At 66.3% G+C, this 20,580-nt stretch carries 13 protein-coding genes and 1 tRNA gene; 3 read left to right on the top strand and 11 right to left on the bottom strand.

What is annotated here, in order from left to right; genetic code table 11:
* Positions 1 to 24: 24 nt before the first annotated feature.
* The 5 genes from F6S87_RS01305 to F6S87_RS01325 all read right to left on the bottom strand — a co-directional run bounded on the left by F6S87_RS01305 (position 25) and on the right by F6S87_RS01325 (position 8,564).
* Positions 25 to 2,037, bottom strand: a complete 2,013-nt coding sequence (locus F6S87_RS01305) for a lipase family protein (protein ID WP_163226870.1) — start codon at positions 2,035 to 2,037, stop codon at positions 25 to 27.
* 165 nt (positions 2,038 to 2,202) lie between these two features.
* Entirely contained in the window at positions 2,203 to 3,522 is a 1,320-nt protein-coding gene (gene frc, locus F6S87_RS01310; protein ID WP_163226871.1) for a formyl-CoA transferase, read from the bottom strand.
* Between the two features lie 283 nt (positions 3,523 to 3,805).
* Entirely contained in the window at positions 3,806 to 4,921 is a 1,116-nt protein-coding gene (locus F6S87_RS01315; RefSeq protein WP_163226872.1) for an AEC family transporter, read from the bottom strand.
* Positions 4,922 to 5,063: 142 nt separating this feature from the next.
* On the bottom strand, positions 5,064 to 6,842 hold the full coding sequence (oxc, locus tag F6S87_RS01320) for an oxalyl-CoA decarboxylase (RefSeq protein ID WP_163226873.1): 1,779 nt from the start codon (positions 6,840 to 6,842) through the stop codon (positions 5,064 to 5,066).
* Positions 6,843 to 7,064: 222 nt separating this feature from the next.
* Positions 7,065 to 8,564, bottom strand: coding sequence for a chloride channel protein (locus tag F6S87_RS01325; RefSeq protein WP_163226874.1), 1,500 nt, complete (start codon positions 8,562 to 8,564; stop codon positions 7,065 to 7,067).
* A 317-nt stretch (positions 8,565 to 8,881) separates the two neighbouring features.
* Here F6S87_RS01325 and pta point away from each other — a divergent pair, with 317 nt between their 5' ends.
* Both pta and F6S87_RS01335 read left to right on the top strand, forming a co-directional pair.
* Positions 8,882 to 10,558 carry a phosphate acetyltransferase gene (gene pta, locus F6S87_RS01330; protein ID WP_331270742.1) on the top strand — a complete coding sequence of 559 codons (1,677 nt, stop codon included), beginning with the start codon at positions 8,882 to 8,884 and terminating at the stop codon, positions 10,556 to 10,558.
* Positions 10,559 to 10,786: 228 nt separating this feature from the next.
* A complete protein-coding gene (locus F6S87_RS01335) occupies positions 10,787 to 12,016 on the top strand; it encodes an acetate/propionate family kinase (RefSeq protein ID WP_163226876.1) in 1,230 nt (409 codons plus the stop codon).
* 226 nt (positions 12,017 to 12,242) lie between these two features.
* On the opposite strand, the gene F6S87_RS01340 is transcribed toward F6S87_RS01335, so the two are convergent.
* From F6S87_RS01340 to F6S87_RS01350, 3 genes are all read right to left on the bottom strand, one after another.
* Positions 12,243 to 13,751 carry a 3-phosphoshikimate 1-carboxyvinyltransferase gene (locus F6S87_RS01340; RefSeq protein WP_163226877.1) on the bottom strand — a complete coding sequence of 503 codons (1,509 nt, stop codon included), beginning with the start codon at positions 13,749 to 13,751 and terminating at the stop codon, positions 12,243 to 12,245.
* Positions 13,752 to 13,834: 83 nt separating this feature from the next.
* Positions 13,835 to 14,590: a hypothetical protein gene (locus F6S87_RS01345; protein ID WP_163226878.1), complete on the bottom strand. Its 756-nt coding sequence runs from the start codon at positions 14,588 to 14,590 to the stop codon at positions 13,835 to 13,837.
* 211 nt (positions 14,591 to 14,801) lie between these two features.
* Positions 14,802 to 16,235, bottom strand: coding sequence for an ABC transporter permease (locus F6S87_RS01350; protein WP_231129299.1), 1,434 nt, complete (start codon positions 16,233 to 16,235; stop codon positions 14,802 to 14,804).
* 142 nt (positions 16,236 to 16,377) lie between these two features.
* Here F6S87_RS01350 and F6S87_RS01355 point away from each other — a divergent pair.
* Positions 16,378 to 16,451 (top strand) — tRNA-Pro (locus F6S87_RS01355).
* Positions 16,452 to 16,631: 180 nt separating this feature from the next.
* Here F6S87_RS01355 and glgX read toward each other — a convergent pair.
* From glgX to F6S87_RS01370, 3 genes are read right to left on the bottom strand one after another with little or no spacing between them, the layout of a single operon-like run.
* Positions 16,632 to 18,776 (bottom strand): glycogen debranching protein GlgX, encoded by a 2,145-nt coding sequence (glgX, locus tag F6S87_RS01360; RefSeq protein WP_196779060.1) that lies wholly within the window; start codon positions 18,774 to 18,776, stop codon positions 16,632 to 16,634.
* A 46-nt stretch (positions 18,777 to 18,822) separates the two neighbouring features.
* Positions 18,823 to 19,542 (bottom strand): NUDIX hydrolase, encoded by a 720-nt coding sequence (locus F6S87_RS01365; RefSeq protein ID WP_163226879.1) that lies wholly within the window; start codon positions 19,540 to 19,542, stop codon positions 18,823 to 18,825.
* A 38-nt stretch (positions 19,543 to 19,580) separates the two neighbouring features.
* Positions 19,581 to 20,519, bottom strand: coding sequence for a Nif3-like dinuclear metal center hexameric protein (locus F6S87_RS01370; protein ID WP_163226880.1), 939 nt, complete (start codon positions 20,517 to 20,519; stop codon positions 19,581 to 19,583).
* Between the last annotated feature and the right edge of the window lie 61 nt (positions 20,520 to 20,580).

Genomic DNA, 20,580 nt, shown 5'->3' on the forward strand with positions numbered 1-20,580 from the left:
GTCTGCGTCGATGTCCGGTCGTCGTCAGCGCTTTTCGAACCAGGCGACGAGGTCCTGGCTTTCGGTCGGCGCGAAGACGAACGATTCGTCCGTCGACAGCGGTGCCGCGTCCTTCGGGTTGTCGCCGGCGCGGTACCATCCGAGGAATTTCACGTCGGCGCCGTGGTGGGCGCGCACGGCGACGGTGTCGCCGAACGACAGCTGGCGCACGCCGCGGGCGTCGCAGACGACTTCGGGCCCGGGAATCGGAATCGTGTGGGCGCCGGGGCCGTAGGTCGAGGCGAACGCCTTGCCGTCGGACAGCTCGCCGATGCCGCGCACCGAGCAGCGCACGTCGAGCGTGCCGAGCCGGTCGGTCGGCTTGCCGCGGGATTCGCCGCGCAGGCTTCCCCACTCGACGACGGCGTTCTTCTTCAGCGGCACGTCGGCGTAGACGGTACGTGCCGTCATCCTGCCCGACGGGGCGATGCGGCTTTCGAGCAGTTCGTAGTGGCCGTCTGCGCGCGCCTTGAGGCGCACGTCGTAGTGGCCGCCGTCGGGGATCCAGACGCTGCGTTCCCGCGTCGTCTTGTCGACGTACATGGCGATGAAACCGGACGAATCGTACAGTTTCTCGTCGATCTTGCCGTTCTCGATGACGGCGACGGGCTTGCCGGCGGCGTCGAGGACGTGGATGTCGACGGGACCGTAGACGGTCAGGCAGGTCGTGTCCACCCGCTCGCCCTGCTCGATGTCGATGTCGTCCTTGCAGCACAGCGCGAGCTTGATCAGGTAGCCTTCCTCCTGGTGGGCGCCGGAGGCATTGTGGCCGAGGATCTCGTTGTGGATGAAGTAGGCCAGGAAGTCGGAGAACGTGCCGGATCCGTATTTCGTGAACTCGGCCGCCTCGAGGTCCTGCGTGTGGCCCTGAACGGCCGGCAGGTCGGTGAACAGCGTGAAGTACTGCGAGAACGTGACAGTGCCGCCGTGCGAGAAGCGCTTGTGCTGGTACATGTCGGCGACGGTCGGGCACAGGTCGACCAGGCCGCGCTCGAGCGCGTTGGTCTCGGCGAAGCCGTGGAAGGCCGGGAAGTCCATGCGCGTCCACTTGCGGAACGTCGCCAGGAATTCGTCGCGGTACAGGCGATAGTCGGCGTAGCGGGTGGCGATGCTCGGCAGGAACAGGTCGCGGCCGAAGCGGCGGATGCCCCAGCCGGACGGTGGCAGGCGCGGGATGTAGTCTTCCGGGTTGACGACGTTGAAGATGTTGGCGAACAGCGGCTTGCCGGCGTCGTCGCGCACGGTGCCGCGGCTGGCCGAGTAGGTGTAGGCGTAGAAGTCGTCGCGGTCGACGCCGATCACGCGGCTGTCGGCCGGTCGCTGCGTGTCCTCGTCGATCAGCGCGGCGAGGACGTTGGCGATCGCGGCGCCGCGGCTGTGGCCGATGACCCAGAGCTTGGCGCCACGCATGTCGATGCGGTGGCGCCCGATGTAGGTCTTCAGGTCGGCGAGCGACTTGCGGGCCGTCAGCATGAAGCCCTCGTGGTACGTGAACCGCGAGAAGTCGCCGTCGGCGACCGAGTCGGCGACTTCCGAGTTCGACAGCCATTCGGCCGAGTCGGACGTGCCGCGCAGCATCATGACGACGAGCTCGCGTTCCTCGCCGGTGGCGGCGTCCTTGACGGTGCGGTGGCCGAACGCGTAGGCGAGCTGGTCGACGTTGTGCATGACGGCGACCTGGTTCTCGTCGTTCAGGTGGTAGTAGCTCGTGATGTCGATATCCCGGCAGCCGAGGTTCGCGAACGACTTCGCGATGTAGCGGTAGCCGTTCGACGGCAGGTTCTTGTAGCCGCTCAGGCAGATCGCCATGCCGGCCCACGACATGTACGGGTTGTAGTCGTCGACGTCGTGGAAGAACCACGATCCGTCGAACGGGAACTCGATGTCGTTCTCGAAGCGTTCCTTCGCCTTGCCGCACATCTGCGCGAAATGCGAGAGGAACGTCGTGGACACCGTCGTCGTGTCCCCGAATGCCTGTCTTGCCTGCTGCGGTGTCATCGCCGTGCTTCCCTTTCTCGTGTTCGCCGGGAGAGCTTCGTCGTTCCCCGGGTATCCCGGCTTCCCCGTCAATGACGGGAGCGGATGGCCGCCGTGGCGGCCATCCGCTCCTCTCCAGTCATGCCGTCCGGACCCGTGCGTCCGGACGGCACCGTCGACCGGCGATCAGTGCCTGACCAGGTCGGCCTTGACGCCGTCGTTGCCGCCGATGACGCCCTTGGTCTTGAGGTCGGCGATCTGGTCGGCCGTGTAGCCGAGCGCGGACAGGATCTCCTCGTTGTTCTCGCCGAGCTTCGGGGCGCGCTTGTACGTCGGGGTGAAGTCGGACATCGTGAACGGAACGCCGATCGTCTTGAACTTGCCGCGGGAATCTTCCTGGTCGATCGTGACGATCGTGCCGTCGGAGTTGAGCTCCGGATCGTTCTCGAGCTCGTACCAGTCGAGCACCGGGCCGACCGGGACGCCCTTGGCGCCGAGTTCCTTCGTCAGCGTGTACTTGTCGTACTGCATCGTGTACGCCTCGACGCGCTTGTAGACTTCCTGCTTGTTCTCGTCGCGGGCGTTGGCGGTGGCGAACTTCGGATCGGTCAGCCAGTCCTCGAAGCCCATGGCCTTGCAGAAGTTCTCGAAGCCCTTCTGGGACTGCTGGATGACGATGTAGACGTAGGCGTTCGGATCGGTTTCCCAGCCCTTGGCGCGGTAGCACCAGCCGAGCACCAGGCCGCCCTCGGCGTTGGCGGCGCGCGGGATGGCCTTGCCGAACTTGTAGCCCGGGTAGCAGTCGTAGTAGGACAGCTCGTGCAGGTTGTCGAGGATGAGCTGGTCGCGCAGCTTGATGCGGCACAGGTTGAGGACGGCGTTCTGCATGGACTGGTAGACGTAGGAGCCCTCGCCGGTCTTCTCGCGCTGCAGCAGCGCGGCGAGGATGCCGATCGTCAGGTGCATGCCGGAGTTGGAGTCGCCCAGCGCGGCGGCAGACTGCGTCGGGACGTTGTTCTCGCCTTCGTACCAGCCGGTGGCGGTGGCGGAGCCGCCGGCGCACTGCGCGACCGGCTCGAACGCCTTGACGTGCTCGAAGCGGGAGCCCTGGTTGAAGCCCTTCAGGGAGGCCATGATCAGCTTCGGGTTGAGCGCGTGGACCTTGTCCCAGCCGAAGCCGAGCTTCTCGACGTCGCCCGGGCCGATGTTCTCGACGAACACGTCGGCGTCCTTGAGCAGGTCGGTCAGGATCTGCGCGCCTTCCGGAGACTTCATGTCGAGCGTGATCGACTTCTTGTTGGCGTTGAGCTGCAGGAAGTACAGCGAGTACGAACCGTCGACGTCGTTCATTTCGCTACGCGTCGGATCGCCGCCCTTGACCTTCTCGAGCTTGATGACCTCGGCGCCCAGCCAGGCCAGCATCTGCGTGCAGGACGGACCGGACTGGACCTGCGTCCAGTCGATCACCTTGATGCCTGCGAGCGGCGCGGTGTTGTTGTCAGTCATGAGACCTCCTTGAGAACCTCGTTTCGATACCCCTTCAAACCCTGTCGAACGGGTCGTTGCCTTCAATATAGGTGTCTTGTCGGGGGATTCGTCCGGTTTCCGCTCAGGGAGTCAAACACTGGGAATTTGCCGTGAATCGTCGCCGTCTTTGCTGTGAACGATCCGGCCGCCGGAACTGTTTTCCCGATGCCGTCTGCGCCATCGCAAGGCAAGAACGGCGAATGCCGCCGAACCGAAAGGTTCGGCGGCATTCGCCGGTTGATATCCAGCTATCGGAGGGACGCTAGCACAGCGGGACCAGCCAGATCCACAGAATGCAGGTGGCGGCGAAGCAGACGGTCGCGACGGCCGTCGTCGACGCGCCTTCCTTCACGTAGATGTTGTAGCGGCTCGAGATGATGATGCCCGAGAAGGCCGGCGGCAGTGCGACGGACAGGACCAGCATGGACAGCTTGGTGATGTCGTGGCCCATGCCGCACAGCAGGCCGACGCCGAGGAAGGCGGCCGGCGTGATGAGCAGACGGTAGATCGTGTTCCAGATCGTCTCCCAGCCGAGCGAGAACTTGACGGTCGACAGCGCCAGGCCTGCGGCCAGGACGGCGACGCCGGAGTTCGCCTTCGCGATCAGGTCGAACGTCGGGGCGACCTGGTCCGGGATGCGGATGCCGATGAGCACGACGATGATGGCGAGGATAGGAGCCCAGCAGACCGGCTGCTCGAGGGCGTTGACCAGGGCGGCGACGTTCGGGTTCTTGATCTCGTGATGGTGGGCCTTGCCCTTGTTCGACGACGTGGCGACCATGACCTCGGCGTTCTTGTCGGTCTTCGGGTCCTTCGTCGGATCGACGGCGACGTCTCCGCCCTTGCCGGCGGCGACGGTCTTGTTCGTGCGGGCGTTGTTCGCGGCGGCCAGGGCGGCCTCGCGGTTGTCCTTCGACTGGCCGAGGTTGATCAGGTACATGCCGATCGGGATCGTGACGGCATTGACGACGATCGAGATGATCGCGATGACCAGGTTAGTGGAGACCGTGTCGCCGTAGATCGGGTCGAGGACGGCGAAGCCGAGGAAGCCGATCGTCGGCGAGCCGGCGATCAGGGCGCAGACCGCGGCTTCCTGGATGCTGTGCTTGAAGAACAGGCGGCACAGGAAGAAGCTGATCATGAACATGACGATGATGCCGAGGAAGCCCAGGGCGGTCAGCACGGCGTCTTCGGCCAGCATGTGGCGGGTGGCCTTGACGATCGAGATGAACAGGGCGGCCGGCAGTGCGATGTTCAGGACGACCTTGTTGAGGCCCTGTCGCTGGTCGTCGTCGAAGTAGGCGATCTTGCCGCAGAAGTATCCCAGCGCCATGATGACGATGATCGGGATGATGTCTTCGATTAATATCTTTTCCATGGTTTTGTCCCGTTAGGTCTTGCGGAGCGCCGTCTTCCCCCTTTTCGTTGCTTGACGACGGCGCAGGTTCCGCGTGTGGTTGGGCTTCCGGACAGGCTGGCCGGTCACGGGGCCGGCCGGCCTGTCCGGAAGAGGGACACCGTCACATGTGCGCACCCTCGAGGTACGGGTTGGCGGTGCATTCGGAGGTGGCGAGCGGGCCGACGACCGGCTTCGGGTTCAGGTTGCCGATGTGGCCGGATTCCTTGCCGGCGTAGTCGGCGAGCTGCACGTGCACGAAGCTCGGCTTGCCCGAGGAGACGGCCTTCTCGACCATGTCCTCGACTTCCTGCGGCGTCGTGGCGTAGTAGCCGGTGCCGCCGAAGGCCTCGATCATCTTCTCGTAGTGGGCGTCGTACGTCAGCGTCAGCGGGCTCGGGTCGCCGTCCTTGCCGAGGTTCTCGAAGTCGCCGCGGTAGATGCCGCCGTTGTTGAGGACGACGAACGTGATCGGCAGGTTGTAGCGGCAGGCGGTCTCGACTTCCATGCCGTCGAAGCCGAAGCCGGAATCGCCGCCGATGTACAGGACCTGCTTGCCGGTCGTGACGGCCGCGCCGATCGCGTAGCCGGTCGCGCAGCCCATGACGCCCCACGTGCCGCAGTCCAGGCGGTGGCGCGGCTGGTAGATGTCGATGATGTTGCGGCAGTCGTCGAGCGAGTTGGCGCCCTCGTTCGTCAGGATCATGTCCGGGTGGCGGTCGTAGACCTTCTTGATCGCGCCGAGCGCGTTGTAGTGGCCCATCGGGACGGTGTCGGACGATTCCTTCGGCGCGAACTTCGCGTCGTTCTTCGCGGTGTCGGCCTGCAGCATCTGCAGCCATTCGGCCGAGGCCTTGAACGGCGTCTTCGCGAGGCCCTCGTTGAGCATCGTCATCGCGGACTTAATGTCGCCGACGACCGGGCATGCGATCGGGCGGGCGTTGTCGATCTCGTTCGGGTCGATGTCGATCTGGATGAACTTGACGTCCGGGTTCCAGGTCTTGCCCTGGCCGAACGACAGCATCCAGTTGAGGCGCGCGCCGACGAGCAGCACGACGTCGGCGGTGCGCAGCGCGAGTCCGCGGCAGGCGGCCGTCGAGTGCGGGTCGTCGTCCGGCACGAGGCCCTTGGCCATGCTCATCGGCTGGAACGGGATGTCGGTGGCCTTGACGAACTCGCGGACCTCGTCCTCGGCTTGGGCCATCGAGGCACCCTTGCCGATCAGCATCAGCGGATGCTTGGCGCCGGCCAGCAGCTCGAGGGCCTTGTCGATCGACGCCTGGGCCGGCGGCATGGCCGGGTTCGGGTCGACCGGCGTCCACAGCTGGGCTTCGGCCTGGTCCTTCGGCATCGTCTGGCCGACGGTGCCGTCAGGGAAGTCGAGGTAGACGGCGCCCGGGCGGCCCGAGCTCGCGATGCGCACGGCGCGGGCGACGGCCAGCGGCACGTCCTCGATCTTGTCGAGCCTGAACGATTCCTTCGTGAACGGCTTGGCGTAGTTCATCTGGTCGAGGCCCTCGTACTCGCCTTCCTTCATGTCGACGACATGGCGGGTGGACGAGCCGCCGATCATGATGACCGGGAAGCCGTTCGTCGTGGCCTCGAGCAGCGCGCCGACGCCGTTGAGGAAGCCCGGGGCGCTGACGGTCAGCGCGACGGCCGGGCGGCCGGTGAGGAAGCCCTCGGCGGCCGCGGCGTTGACCGCGTCCTCCTCGTGCCTCATGCCGATGTAGCGGATGCCCATCCCCTGGGCGATTCGCGCGAAATCGGTGACCGGAATGCCGACGACGCCGTACATGTGCTTCACGCCGTTCTTGAGCAGCGCCTCGGCCAGGTAGTGCGGAGCGTCGGTGATGTTCTCGGTCGCCGTGTCCCCCTGTGGTTGAGTGGTTTCGTCTGTCATGGTTCCCTCCAATCGACAGATTGATTACCTTCACCATAGAGTTCGCGTCCTGTCCGAACGGGACATTTCCGTCGGTTTCAACCGGAAAGCGTACCTTCACGCCCCCAGCGAACGGCTGCCCGGTTTTTCGTCACGACCCCGCTCCCTGAACATCGCGGACCCGGCCGGAAGCCCGGGTCCGCGACATGAAAAGACCATGAAAAGACAGGAAGGGAAAGGCGATCAGTCGTCGTGGTCGGCAGGATTGGGATGGCCTTCGTCGGGGTGGTTGCCGGCGCGGAGATTCTCGAGGGCGCGGGTCATCTGGGCGATGTTGTCGAGCGGACCGCGGTCGCTGCTCCATTCGTCGGACAGGCTGCGCTCGAAGATCCTCGACTTGAACGCGCGCCAGCGCGTGCGCACGAACAGGTCGGCGCCGGCGCCATAGATGCCGACCGGGTAGCTGAACATGAACGCGACGACGACGGCGATCGCGAGGAACGGCGCCATCGACCAGCCGAAGATCTCGCAGCCCATCAGGAACGCCGCGGCCGGCACGCGCTCGACGGCGGCGAAGAAGCACATCGTGCCGATGGCGGCGCCGAATAGCGGATCGGTGCCGGTCATGATCGAGCAGGACGAGCCGAGCAGGCCGCCGATGCACAGCGACGGCATGATCTCGCCGCCCTTGAACCAGAAGCCGAGACAGATGACGACGAGCAGCATCTTGATCGCGAAATCCCACGAGATGTTGCCGGTCTCGAGCGTCATGTTGAGCAGCTCGCCGCCCGAGCCGGTGAAGTCGATCCACTTGCAGGCGATGACGAGCACGGCGTAGAAGAGGCCGGCGACGACGACCCACAGGTACAGCTTCGGAAAGATGCGTTTCGTCAGTCCCTGGATCATCCTGACCGACGTCGCGAAGATCGCGCCGAACAGCGCGCCGGCCACGCCGATGACGATGCAGTTGCCGATGACCGGCCAGCTAACCGGCGGCGCGCCGATCGCCGTGATGATGTCGCCGATGTGGCACATCGACGCGACGGCGTAGGCGGCGAAGCAGGCGATGAGGATCGAGAAGATGAAGCGGATCTGGCTGAAGCCGAGCAGCTCGATGACGAGGACGGCCGAGCCGAGCGGCGCGAAGAACAACGCCGAGAACTCCGCGGCCATGCCGGTCGACGCGACGTAGCTGTTGACGGCCTTCGTGTCGTCGTCGTCGCGCTGGAACAGGTCGTGCAGGTGGAACGGCTTCGAGACGGTCGTTCCGAGGCTCGCGCCCATCTGCAGCGCACCGGCTTCCTTGCCGACGGCGCCGCCGCCGAGCATCGTCATGCAGGTCGTCAGCAGGATGCCCGGCGCGAGCATGCCGGACAGCCGCTCGCCGCGGCGCATCGTGCGCACGACCGACTCGGTCGTCGTGTCCTGCGGCAGTTTCCACCAGCGGTACAGCAGCAGCTCGAGTACGCCGAGCACCGGCAGCAGCCACAGCAGCCACGTCCAGCGGACGAACAGCCGGCGCGACGCGTCGACGCAGATGCACAGCAGCACCGAGCCGAATCCGCAGACCACGCCGCACACCAGCGCGAACAGCAGGTGCTGCAGCAACTGCCGCCAGACGAACTTGCGGCCTTCGGGGCCATGGGCGCCCCGTTGGCACGATGCTCCGCGCCTGCAGCCGGCCCCGACCTTCGCGGCCGGTCCGTCGTGCGAATCGTGCACATCCTGTCCATCTGTCGTCATCCCGTTCGCCTCCCCCGTGCCGGCACCCGCGGCGCAACCCGGCCAAATCTATCCCGAGAATACCTCTATATATGCGGAGCGCGGCGACGGCCATGCCGATGGAAGAAAGCGACGGCGCCGACCCCCGACACGCCGCGTCTGTGGGAAACATCACACTTCGGGAGCCGAAAACCGCCGGGAACGCTCCCATGTCGCCGCTGTTCCTGAGCTACGATGAAACCCGTCGACAGTCAGCGATGATTGCCGCGGGGTGTACGACGCAGTCACCCGGGCCGGTCCCCCACCGGCGCAACACCATGATATTTATAGGAGACAACGTGAGTCGAATCAACGTCAGCATCATCAGTCCGGAAGCCGGCAACGGCCGCAACGCCGTCGCGGTCGGCATTGTCAGCGCGCTGTCGAAGCGCGAGAAGACCGGCGTCTTCCGTCCGGCCGTCACGAAGGACGAGGGCCTCACGTCCGTGCTGCTCGACCTCGCCTCCGCCGAGGAAACCCGCGACCAGGCCACCGGCGTCACGCCGCGCGAATCCCGCACCGATCCGGGCGACGCGCGCGCCGCGATCGTCGCCAAGTTCACCGAGACCGAAGCCGCCGTCAAGCCGGAGGCGATGGTCATCGTCGGCTCCGACAAGTCCTCCGTCGGCGATCCGGAACGCTTCGCGTTCAACGCTCGCGTCTCCGCCGACCTGCAGTCGCCGGTCCTGCTGACCGTCTGCACGATCGACCGCACGCCGGACGAGGTGGCCCAGACGATCGAGAGCTGCGAGAAGGTCATCGTCAACGCCGGCACGAAGGTCATCGGCGTGTTCGTCACCGGCTGCCGCGGCGACGACGCCGACAACCTGCGCAAGTACTTCGACGGCTACCGCCTGCCGGTCTGGACGATCCCGTTCGTCGACTTCGGCAAGGAAGGCGCCGTCGAGCACGCCGAGCAGGCGTTCTGCGAGAACGTCGATTCCGCGCAGTTCTTCGCCGCGCTCGACGAGCCGTTCGTCAAGCCGACGACGCCGTTCGCGTTCCAGTACTCGCTGCTCGAGAAGGCCAAGCGCGACAGGAAGACGATCGTGCTGCCGGAAGGCTGCGACGACCGCATCCTCAAGTCGGCCGACTACCTGCTCAAGCGCGAGATCGTCGACCTCATCATCATCGGCGAGCAGGACGAGATCCTCGCCCGCGGCAAGGAACTCGGCCTCGACTCGCTCGACAAGGCCCACTTCCAGTCGATGGACGACGAGGCGATGCTCCAGCCGATGATCGCCAAGCTGTGCGAACTGCGCGCCAAGAAGGGCATGACGCCCGAGAAGGCGGCCGCCACGCTCAAGGACATGAGCTACTTCGGCACGATGCTCGTCGTCATGGGCTACGCCGACGGCCTCGTCTCCGGCGCGATCAACTCGACGGCCAACACCGTGCGCCCGGCACTGCAGGTCATCAAGACGAAGCCGGACGCGACGTCGGTCTCCGGCGCGTTCCTGATGTGCTTCAAGGACCATGTCGCCGTCTTCGCCGACTGCGCCATCAACACGAACCCGGACGCCTCCGAAATCGCGAACATCGCCATCCAGTCGGCCGAGACCGCCAAGTCGTTCGACATCGACCCGAAGATCGGCATGCTGTCCTATTCGACGATCAACTCCGGCAAGGGCCCGGACGTCGACATCGTCGTCGAGGCCACGAAGCTCGTCGCCGAGCGCCGTCCGGACCTGCCGGTCGTCGGCCCGGTCCAGTTCGACGCCGCCTGGTCGCCGACCGTCGCCGCCGTCAAGGCGCCCGGCAACGACGTCGCCGGCCACGTCAACGTCTTCGTGTTCCCGGACCTGACGGCCGGCAACATCTGCTACAAGGCCGTCCAGCGCTCGAGCGGCGCCGTCGCGATCGGCCCGATCCTGCAGGGCCTGAACAAGCCGGTCAACGACCTGTCCCGCGGCGCCCTCGTCCAGGACATCATCAACACGATCGCGCTGACCGCCATCGAGGCGCAGCAGGACTGACGCCCATGTGCGTGCGTCCCCGCACGCTCCGCGCACCCCGCGCGTTCCTTACGCGCACCCCGCCGGGTGACCGGGTACTTCGCCGCCGGAAGGCTCCGCGAAACGCCCGGTCACTTGGTCTTGCGGCGTCGCATTGTAGCGTTCGCCGAGTACCCTGAAGTTTGGTAACTGGCCTCGCCGCCATGTCGCGGCGCGGCCTCACGCAGAAATCAATGGAGGATGCCCACAATGGCGAAAACCGTCCTTGTCATCAATTCCGGTTCCAGCTCCATCAAGTACCAGCTGGTGGACCTCGAGTCCGGCGAAGGTCTCGCTTCCGGCCTCGTCGAGAAGATCGGCGAGCCGATCGACGGCCACTACAAGCACGAGTACAACGGCGAGAAGCACGAACTGACCGAGAAGATCGAGAACCACGAGCAGGGTCTCAAGCGCGTGCTCCAGTTCTTCGACGAGTTCGGCCCGAAGCTCGACGAATCCGGCATCGTCGCCGTCGGTCACCGCGTGGTCCAGGGCGGCCACATCTTCCCGAAGCCGGCCCTCGTCACCGACGAGACGATCGCCAAGGTCGAGGAGCTCGCCGTGCTCGCCCCGCTGCACAACGGCCCGGAGGCCAAGGGCGCCGAGGTCATGCGCGAGCTGCTGCCGGACGTGCCGCAGGTCTTCGTGTTCGATTCCTCCTTCTTCGTCGACCTGCCGGAAGCTTCCAGCACCTACGCGCTGAACAAGGAAGTCGCCGACAAGTACAACATCCGCCGCTACGGCGCGCACGGCACGTCGCACCAGTACGTTTCCTCCGTCATCCCGGAGTTCCTCGGCAAGCCGGCCGAAGGCCTCAAGCAGATCGTCCTGCACATCGGCAACGGCGCCTCCGCCTCGGCCGAGCTGTCCGGCAGGCCGATCGAGACGTCGATGGGCCTCACCCCGCTCGAGGGCCTCGTCATGGGCTCCCGCACCGGTGACATCGACCCGGCCGTCGTCTTCCACCTGATCCGCAACGCCGGCATGGACGTCGACGAGCTCGACGACCTGTTCAACAAGAAGTCCGGCATGATGGGCATGACCGGCTTCGGCGACATGCGCGAGGTCCACCGCCTGATCGCCGAGGGCGACGAGAACGCCAAGCTGGCGCTCGACGTCTACATCCACCGCATCGTGAGCTACATCGGCGCCTACGCCGCGCAGCTCGGCGGCCTCGACGTGCTGACCTTCACGGCCGGCGTCGGCGAGAACGACGAGATCGTGCGCCGCATGGTCTGCGAGAAGCTGGCCCCGTTCGGCGTCAAGCTCGACAACGAGAAGAACGACACGCGCTCGAAGGAATCGCGCGTCATCTCGACGCCGGACTCCTCCGTCACCGTCTGCATCGTGCCGACGAACGAGGAGCTGGCCATCGCCCGCAAGTCCGCCGAGATCGCCGCCAACGGCGTCGACACCTACGGCAACAAGTTCGAGAAGTGAGCATTCAGGCGCACTGAACGATTCTTCGGATAGCGAGGGGTTCCGTTCCGCAGGGAACGGAACCCCTCGCCGTCTTTCGTGCCGCAAACGAAAGGAGCCCGGTCCATCCCCCGGACCGGGCTCCTTTCGAAGTTCCCCTTCGTGACTTGAACATTACCGGACGGGGGCGCGGGATGTCAGCGCGAGTCCCCGTTTCCCGACAGGATCTTCACTTCTCGCGTTCCGTTCAGGAACGGAGCATGGCCGTCCACATGCCGGTGAAGTCGGGAATGGTCTTGCGGGTGGTCGCGACGTCGACGATTTCGACGCCGTCGACCGCCAGGCCGAGCATCGCGGCAAACGTCGCCATGCGGTGGTCGGCATACGTCTCGAGGACGGCGCCGTGCAGCCGGCCGAACGGCACGTGGCCGATGCGGATGCCGTCGGGCAGTTCCTCCGCCTCTCCCCCGACGCGGCGGATCTCGGCGACGAGCGCCCTGAGGCGGTTCGTCTCGTGGCCGCGCAGGTGGCCGATGCCGACGAGCTCGGTGTCGCCGTCGGCCAGCGCGCACAGCGCGGCGATCGACGGCGCGATCTCGCCCGCCGCCGACATGTCGTAGCGGCCGAGACCGTGGATCGCATTACCGTTACGGTTGCCGGTGGCCCAGTCGCGCACGCCCATGCCCCGCACGGCGAGCGTGCCGGCGTAGCCGCGGGCGGCGAAGGCAGGATTGTCGCCGGCGTCCTCGGTGTCGAACGGGACGCCGTCGAGCGTGACGATGCCGCCGAGGTCGGCGAGCATCGCCGGCAGCAGAGCGCCGGGCTGCGTCGTGCGCGCCGGCCAGTTCGGCACGCGGACGGTGCCGCCGGCGATCAGCGCGGCGCCGAGGAACGGCGCCGCGTTCGACAGGTCCGGCTCGACGACGACGTCGACCGGCAGGTCGAGGGCATGCGGCCCGACGGTCCAGTGGCCCGGACGCACCATCCTCGCGTCGCCGCCGGCACCGTTGACGTCCTCGACGGTCATCGCGATGTGCGGCATGCTCGGCAGCTTCTCGCCGTCGTGGACGAGGTCGAGGCCATGCGGCAGCCTCGAGCCGATCAGCAGCAGGCCGGAAACGAACTGGGACGAGCCGGACGAGTCGATGACGACATGGGCGGCCGTCCCGTCGCGGGAATCGTCGCCGGCGGCGAGCGTGACCGGCGGCGTCAGCGTGAACGGCAGGTAGCCTTCCCTGCCCTCGAAGCGGATGTCGGCACCGAGCTGGCGCAGGCCGTCGAGCAGCGGCCCCATCGGCCGCCGGTAGGCCTCGGCGTCCCCGTCGAAGCGCACCGGACCGTCGGCAAACATTGCCAGTGGCGGCACGAACCGCATGACAGTGCCGGCCAGGCCGCAGTACACGTCGGCATCGCCGGAGAACCGTCCGCCGGCCGGCGGAGTGACGCGCACCGTCGTCGGGGCCGCGGCGCGGCCATCGGCGGCGGCATCGTCGCCGTCGCCGGCATCGTCGCGAATCTCGTCGAAACGCACGCCGAGCGCGGCGAGCGCGGCCATCATCAGGTCGGTGTCGCGGGACCTGAGCAGGCCGTGCAGCGTGACGGGCCGGTCGCCGAGGGCGGCGAGGACGAGATAGCGGTTGGACAGCGACTTGCTGCCGGGAATCGTGACGGTGGCGTCGAGCGGTCGCGCGGCGACCGGCGCCGGCCACGGGTCGGCCGGCACCGTCGCGGTGGGGTGGTTCTGAAGTGAAGTCATGCTGCCATCCTAGCGAACGGCGAGCGACGTCGGCGATGACGATTCATCCCGCGGAAAAGCCGCGGGGCACCCCCGGATGGCCTTCAGTTGTTCTGCAGCATGATGTGCAGCGTGGCGCGCTCGATGCTCAGGGGATGGTTCGGGAACGCGCGGTCGAACTGTTCCATTTCGGACATGTTCATCGGCACGCCCTTCGTGAACGAGGCGTCGTACGGGTCACGGCTCCAGGCCGGGTCGTCGTTGCCGGACAGCATGCCCTTCTGGACGGCGTATTCGTGGACCGTTGCCGCGCGCATGCCGGTGACGCCGGCCTCGTCGGCGAACATCGTCGCGCCGAGCACGCGTTCCTTGAAGTAGATGTGAAGTGTCAGGCAGTACTGGACGGCACCCCGCGGAAGGCGGCCCTGCATGGCGGCCGTGTGCTCGAGGCCGTCGACGTCGATGGCGGCCGGATCGCCGGCCGGGAACGCCGAGGCGACGTCGGCGGCGTCCTCGGCCTCCATGTCGGCGGTCGCCGGTGCCGGCGAGCCGGTGCCGACGGTCTTGACGATCGACCAGACGGCCTGCCGGCCCTTCTTCGTCGTTGCCGTGCCGACCGAGATGAGGCCCTGGTCTTCCTCGAGCGCGCCGTGGACGCCGTCGACGACGGCGCCGGGGTTGCCGACCGGCATCGCGTATTCGGCGGGAATGGCCTGGAGACGCAGCAGGCACATCGCCTGGTTCGTCGAGCAGCCGAGCGTCAGCAGGTCGGACGGATCGTCCGGCATCCGGTTCAGCACTTCGAACGGGGTGGGAATGGCGACTTCCAGCGGGCCTACCTGCACGTCTTTCGTGACCATGAATGTCCTTTCAGCGTCGAAAACAGATGAATTCCAGTCAATTAAGAACCCAGTGTAGCGACTCGGCATTCCGTCCGCTTCCCGTGGCGCGCCCGCCGCCCTGCGCAGCCGGTTTCCGTCACGCTCCCCCGCATGTCACAAATCCCGTGATCTGATCACGGGATTTGTGACATGCGGGGATAAAAACGCTTCGTGAGAAGCCGACTATCGCTTACTCGCCGTCCCAGTGCTCGCGCTCGCGCAGGTCCTCGTCGGCAGCCGTGCGCATCGCGTCGTCGACGGCGTCGGGACCAACCGGCGCGAGGATGCCGTCGGCGGCGGAATCGTCCAGGTTGTCCGGATCATTCGGCTTGGCGGCCTCGGCGACCTCGGCGGATTCGACGGGGGAATCGTCACCGGAGCCGTCGGTCGCCGCGGTGCCGGCGCCGGCCGGCACGCGGCCGAGGACGGTGGCCGGAGCGGTGACCGTGGCCGGGGCTCCGATGCCGGCGGTGGCACGCAGCAGCTGGTTCTGGATGCGGTCGTCCTCGATCGACGCGATCTGGCGCGAGAACACGATGAACCAGCCGAGGAACAGCATGCCGGACAGCGCCTCGACGTTCGTCAGCGTGTTCGCGCCCTCGAGCCACATCAGGCCGGCCACGCCGCAGACGGCGAGCGCGAGGTCGGAGATGACGTACAGCGACTTCGACAGCTGCGGCACGAGCCATGGCAGCCCGAGCAGCATGACGAGCATGACGCACGGCATGCCGCGGGCGAAGACGTTGTGCATGAACGGATGCGGCGTGTATCTGAACGTGCCGATGCCGATGAAGCAGATGCCGCTCAGCGTCAGCAGGACGGCCGTCAACGCCATCCTCGTCTTGAAATGACTGATGTCGCGGGCGTCGCTCCTGCCGCGCGAATCGTTCCCGGCGACATTTCCCTGCCGGTCGCCGTCCTGTTCTCCTTCCGTGCGATTCGTCCCGGCGGCCGTGCGCGGACCGTAGACGCGGTACGTGGCGACGAGTTCCGACAGCGCGAAGTACGAGATGATGATGATGCACAGGCCACCGAGGATCAGCGTCGAGTTGAACATGCTCGCCGCAAACGTCGTGCGGTCGCCGAGCTGCGAGAAGTTGTTGTTGAACCAGTTCGGGTCGGTCGTCGTCGTCGCGGCCGTGCCGACGCCGGAAACGATGAAGAACGGCAGCAGCGACGCGAGCGTCTTCGCGTCCATCAGCTCGGCCTGGATGAACGTGATGTAGCCGGCGATGCCGGCGATCGCGGCCGTCACCGACGGAATGTAGGTCTGGAACATCGCCGTGCCCATCAGCGAGTTGACGAGCGTGATGATCATGAACGACGTCAGGAACAGCGTGGACGCATAGACGACCGACAACGCGAGGATCTCGAACGCGCGCCGCAGCGAGACGTACCAGCGTCCGCGGAGCGCGAGCGAGCGGATGCGGTGCAGGTAGCCGACGATGAAGCTGGCGACGCCGCAGCCGGCGACGAGCGCCGAGGCGCCCATGAACCGGCGTTGCGACAGCTGCCAGAACGCGGAGGCGTAGTCGAGGTAGAGCAGCATGCCGACGCCGCCGATGATCGCGCAGAACAGGAAGGATAGCAATCCCACCGCTTCCGCCCGCTGATGACGTCCCATGCCGTTGCTCCCCTCGCTCGCCGCCATTGACGTCCTCATTGTAGGACGACGGGGCCATACGGGGTGAAGGATGTTGTCTGACGGCGTGCTATACTCGTGGCTTGTGCCGGCGGTTGGATTGCATGTCCCCGCAACCGCACGACGGGCTGTAGCGCAGTTTGGTAGCGCGCCTGCTTTGGGAGCAGGATGTCGCAGGTTCAAATCCTGTCAGCCCGACCGTCAACGCCCCGCCTTCCTTCCGGAAGGCGGGGCGTTTGCTGTTCCGCGCGCCTGCTTTTCCGAATCCGGACTTGCATGTGGCATGCAGGCGGCATCTTCTTGATGTCACGGACCCGAGCTCGAGGCTCGGGCCCGTGACATCAAGAACTGCATCGGAGCTGCATCATCGGAACCACGTCAGAACAGCACGGGCGTCTGGTCGGGCTTGTTGCCGCTCATCAGCATCATGAAGCTTCTCGGCTGGGCGGTGATCGCGAAGCCGGCCTCGAAGTTGAGTTCCGGACCCTTCGGATTGTGCGTGTCGACGACGAGGCGCCACTTCTTGCCGTAGCGCTCGTCCGGCAGCGTGAACATGATCGGCTCGTAGTGGGCGTTGAAGATGAGCAGGAAGTCGTTGTCGACCTGCCGGTTGCCATACCAGTCGGTCTCCGGGATGTCGGAGCCGTTGAGGTAGATCATGATCGAGAACGCGTGCGTGTCGCCCCAGGCGGCCAGGTCCATGATCGAGCCGGTGTGGTCGAACCACTCGACCTGCGGAATGTCCTCGCTGCCCGACCAGTCCTCGCGGCCCGTGAAGAAGCGGCGCCGGTGCAGGACCGGATGGGCCAGGCGCAGGTGCGTGAGTTTCGAGACAAACTCGAGCATGTCGCGCTGCGCGTCGTCGAGGTCCCAGTGCGTCCACGACAGCTGGTTGTCCTGACAGTAGGCGTTGTTGTTGCCCAGCTGCGTGCGGCACACCTCGTCGCCGCCGCAGATCATCGGGATGCCCTGCGAGAACAGCAGCGTCGAGAACATGTTGCGCATCTGCTGCTGGCGCAGCTCGACGATGTCGCGGATGGCAGTCGGCCCCTCCACGCCGCAGTTCCACGAGCGGTTGTTGCTTTCGCCGTCGCGATTGTCCTCGCCGTTGGCCTGGTTGTGCTTCTCGTTGTAGGAGACGAGGTCGTTCATCGTGAAGCCGTCGTGGGCCGTCACGAAGTTGACGGACGCGACCGGCTTGCGACCGTTCGTCTGGTAGAGGTCGGAGCTACCCATGAAACGGGACGTGAATTCCGGCAGCGTCGACGGCTGCGAGCGCCAGAAGTCGCGGACGGTGTCGCGGTAGCGGCCGTTCCATTCGGACCAGCTCGGCGGGAAGCCGCCGACCTGATAGCCGCCGGAACCGAGGTCCCACGGTTCGGCGATGAGCTTGACGTGGCCGATGACCGGGTCCTGCTGGACGATGTCGAAGAACGCGGACAGCTTGTCGACTTCCTGGAACTGGCGGGCCAGCGTGGCGGCGAGGTCGAAGCGGAAGCCGTCGACGTGCATTTCCTCCACCCAGTAGCGCAGCGAGTCGGTGATGAGCTGCAGCGCGTGCGGCGAGCGCATGAGCAGCGAGTTGCCGGTGCCGGTCGTGTCGAAGTAGTGGGCCTGGTCGTTGTCGACGAGCCGGTAGTAGGCCTGGTTGTCGATGCCCTTCAGGGACAGCGTGGGTCCCATGTGGTTGCCTTCGGCCGTGTGGTTGTAGACGACGTCGAGGATGACTTCCATGCCGGCCCGGTGGTAGGCCTTGACCATCGACTTGAACTCGTTGACCTGTTCGCCACGCTGGCCGGTGCTCGAGTAGCTGTTGTGGGGCGCGAAGAAGCCGATCGTGTTGTAGCCCCAGTAGTTCGACAGGCCCTTCTGCTGGAGGAACGAGTCGTTGATGAACTGGTGGATCGGCATGAGCTCGATGGCCGTGATGCCAAGGTTCTTCAGGTAGTCGATGACGGCGGGGTGCGCCAGTCCGGCGTAGGTGCCGCGCAGTTCGGCCGGGACGTGCGGGTTGAGGTTCGTCATGCCGCGCACGTGCGCCTCGTAGATGATCGAGTCGTGGTACGGAATCTGCGGGTGGCGGTCGTTGCCCCAGTCGAAGTAGGGGTTGACGACGGCCGCCTTCATCGTGTGCGGGGCCGAGTCGAGGTCGTTCATGTTCGTCGTCGAGTCCGGATCGTCGAACCAGTACGAGTACAGCGATTCGTCGCCGTCGACATTGCCCTCGATCGCCTTGGCGTACGGGTCGAGCAGCAGCTTGTTCGGGTTGCAGCGCAGGCCGTGCGCCGGGTCGTAGGGTCCGTAGACGCGGTAGCCGTAGCGCTGGCCGGGCTGGATGCCGGGAATGTAGATGTGCCAGACGTAGGAGTTCTGTTCGGTCAGTTCAATCCGGCTCTCGTTGTCCTGCTCGTCGAACAGGCACAGTTCGACTTTCTGCGCCACGCGCGAGTAGAGCGCGAAGTTGACGCCGGCGCCGTCGAACGTCGCGCCGAGCGGATACATGGATCCAGGTCGTGTTTGCATGGTTTCCATTGTCTCACAGTTCCGGCTCGACGGGGGCGTTATCCTGCTAACGTTTGCACAGTCGGTTAAGTTCTTCCTGCAAGATGGCGATTCTGCTGTTGGAGGCGGTGATTGGCAACGTTTGCACCTCGTTCCAGCTCTTCCAGCCGGATTCGACGTGTTCGTCGCCGTCGAAGTGCGTGGCTCCTGTTCGCCATCGGCGCAGCCGGACGATCATGACGTGGGCGAGCTCGTCGCTCATGCCCTCGGAGGAATAGTAGGCGCCGACGGTCTCGAATTCGGCACCGACGGGCGAATCGTCGCCGTTCTCGCCACCGGTCGCCGGCCGGAACTCGCCGGTGCCGTCGCAGCTGCCGGCGGTCTTGCCGTCGAGGACGATTCGTCCGGCCGGCGTGACGCCCGTTTCCTCGCGCAGTTCCCTCAATGCCGCGGCGAGCGTGTCCTCGCCGGCGTCGATCAGTCCGGCGGGCAGTCCGGGCACGTAGGCGTCGGCGCCGGCGCGGTATTCGCGTTCGACCAGGTAGCGGTCGGTGGCCGTGTCGTGGACGAGCATGACGACGGCTGGCGCGTGGACGACGACTTGCCGGCGGATGACGCTCTCGCCGCCGTCCGTCAGGTGCAGCGCGACGGCGCGGTCGTCGACGTGGAAGATGGCGCCGCGGTAGCGCGTGACCGACGACAGGATTGTCGCCGGAATGTCCATGTCGACCTGCGCCCCGGCCGTCTCGCCGTCGCCGTGCCGCTCGTCCGTTGTCACCGTCGCCATCGTCGCCCCGTTCCTTCTCCGTCCGTCACCGTCGTCGTTCAGTTCCTGATCGCCAGGTCCCACGGGTCGGTGCGCTGGCGGTCCCAGCGCGCCTCGACGCGTTCCCCGCAGACGCGCTCGATCGCCGCCGGCACGTCGACGAGCGCGTAGTTGAACCACAGCGACTCGATGGCGCTGTGCGGCGTGTTGATCAGCGCCGGACGCACGGCCGTCGCGGCCTCGCCGAGCGCGCCGGCCGCGTGGCCGCCACCCATGACGGCCGGTCCGTGGCCAAGCGGAATGCCGCGGCCGCGCATCGCGGCCTCGTAGTAGGACTGCTGCATTTCGTCGGTGGCCGGATGGTGGCGCAGGTCGCTGGTGACGTAGACGTCGACGCCGAGCGCGTTGACCTCGCCGAACATCGAGTCGCCGGATCCGGGCAGCACGGCGACGGTCTTCACCGGCATGTCGAGCGGGCCGGAGACCTGCACGCCGTATTCGGTGCGCGGCAGCGCGGCGGCGATCTTGCGGGCGAAGTCGCCGAGCGTCATCGGCTCGGCGAGCTCGCCGACGCGGCCCTCGCCGACGGCGTGCGGCACGCTGTCGTCGGCGATCGGCACCATCGGCACCTGGTCGACGAGACCGAACGTGTCGGCGGCGGCCTGCGCCACGCCGCGCCAGGCAGCGTCGGCGTTCGTGTGGCCCACCCACAGCGCGCAGTGGGCGCGGTAGAGCTTCGCGACGATTTCGCCGCGGAAGCCCTTGCCGGACACTTCGTGGACGGCGCGGAAAAACAGCGGATGGTGCGTGACGACGAGGTCGGCGCCGGAGGCGATCGCGTCGTCGATGACCTTCGTCGTCGGGTCGGCCGCGAAGACGATGCGGTGGACCTGGTCGGCGAGATCGCCGACGATGAGGCCGGGATGGTCCCAGTCCTCGGCGTACCGCAGCGGATAGAGCGTCTCGAGGACGTCGACGACCTGATTGAGCTGCACCATGTGCTTGTCCTTTCGCTAGTCGTGCTGTTGACCGGTCATGTCATGTCACTGGCTGGCCGCG

The sequence above is a fragment of the Bifidobacterium choloepi genome (genome assembly GCF_010667615.1).
Lineage (GTDB): Bacteria > Actinomycetota > Actinomycetes > Actinomycetales > Bifidobacteriaceae > Bifidobacterium > Bifidobacterium choloepi.

What these genes read in the sequence shown, in the direction of transcription:
- F6S87_RS01335 (WP_163226876.1), top strand. Translation starts at nt 10,787, where the DNA reads ATGGCGAAAACCGTCCTTGTCATCAATTCCGGTTCCAGCTCCATCAAG.
- F6S87_RS01315 (WP_163226872.1), bottom strand. Translation starts at nt 4,921, where the DNA reads ATGGAAAAGATATTAATCGAAGACATCATCCCGATCATCGTCATCATG.
- F6S87_RS01305 (WP_163226870.1), bottom strand. Translation starts at nt 2,037, where the DNA reads ATGACACCGCAGCAGGCAAGACAGGCATTCGGGGACACGACGACGGTG.
- F6S87_RS01340 (WP_163226877.1), bottom strand. Translation starts at nt 13,751, where the DNA reads ATGACTTCACTTCAGAACCACCCCACCGCGACGGTGCCGGCCGACCCG.
- glgX (WP_196779060.1), bottom strand. Translation starts at nt 18,776, where the DNA reads ATGCAAACACGACCTGGATCCATGTATCCGCTCGGCGCGACGTTCGAC.
- F6S87_RS01370 (WP_163226880.1), bottom strand. Translation starts at nt 20,519, where the DNA reads ATGGTGCAGCTCAATCAGGTCGTCGACGTCCTCGAGACGCTCTATCCG.
- F6S87_RS01325 (WP_163226874.1), bottom strand. Translation starts at nt 8,564, where the DNA reads ATGACGACAGATGGACAGGATGTGCACGATTCGCACGACGGACCGGCC.
- F6S87_RS01345 (WP_163226878.1), bottom strand. Translation starts at nt 14,590, where the DNA reads ATGGTCACGAAAGACGTGCAGGTAGGCCCGCTGGAAGTCGCCATTCCC.
- F6S87_RS01365 (WP_163226879.1), bottom strand. Translation starts at nt 19,542, where the DNA reads ATGGCGACGGTGACAACGGACGAGCGGCACGGCGACGGCGAGACGGCC.
- F6S87_RS01350 (WP_231129299.1), bottom strand. Translation starts at nt 16,235, where the DNA reads ATGGGACGTCATCAGCGGGCGGAAGCGGTGGGATTGCTATCCTTCCTG.
- oxc (WP_163226873.1), bottom strand. Translation starts at nt 6,842, where the DNA reads ATGACAGACGAAACCACTCAACCACAGGGGGACACGGCGACCGAGAAC.
- frc (WP_163226871.1), bottom strand. Translation starts at nt 3,522, where the DNA reads ATGACTGACAACAACACCGCGCCGCTCGCAGGCATCAAGGTGATCGAC.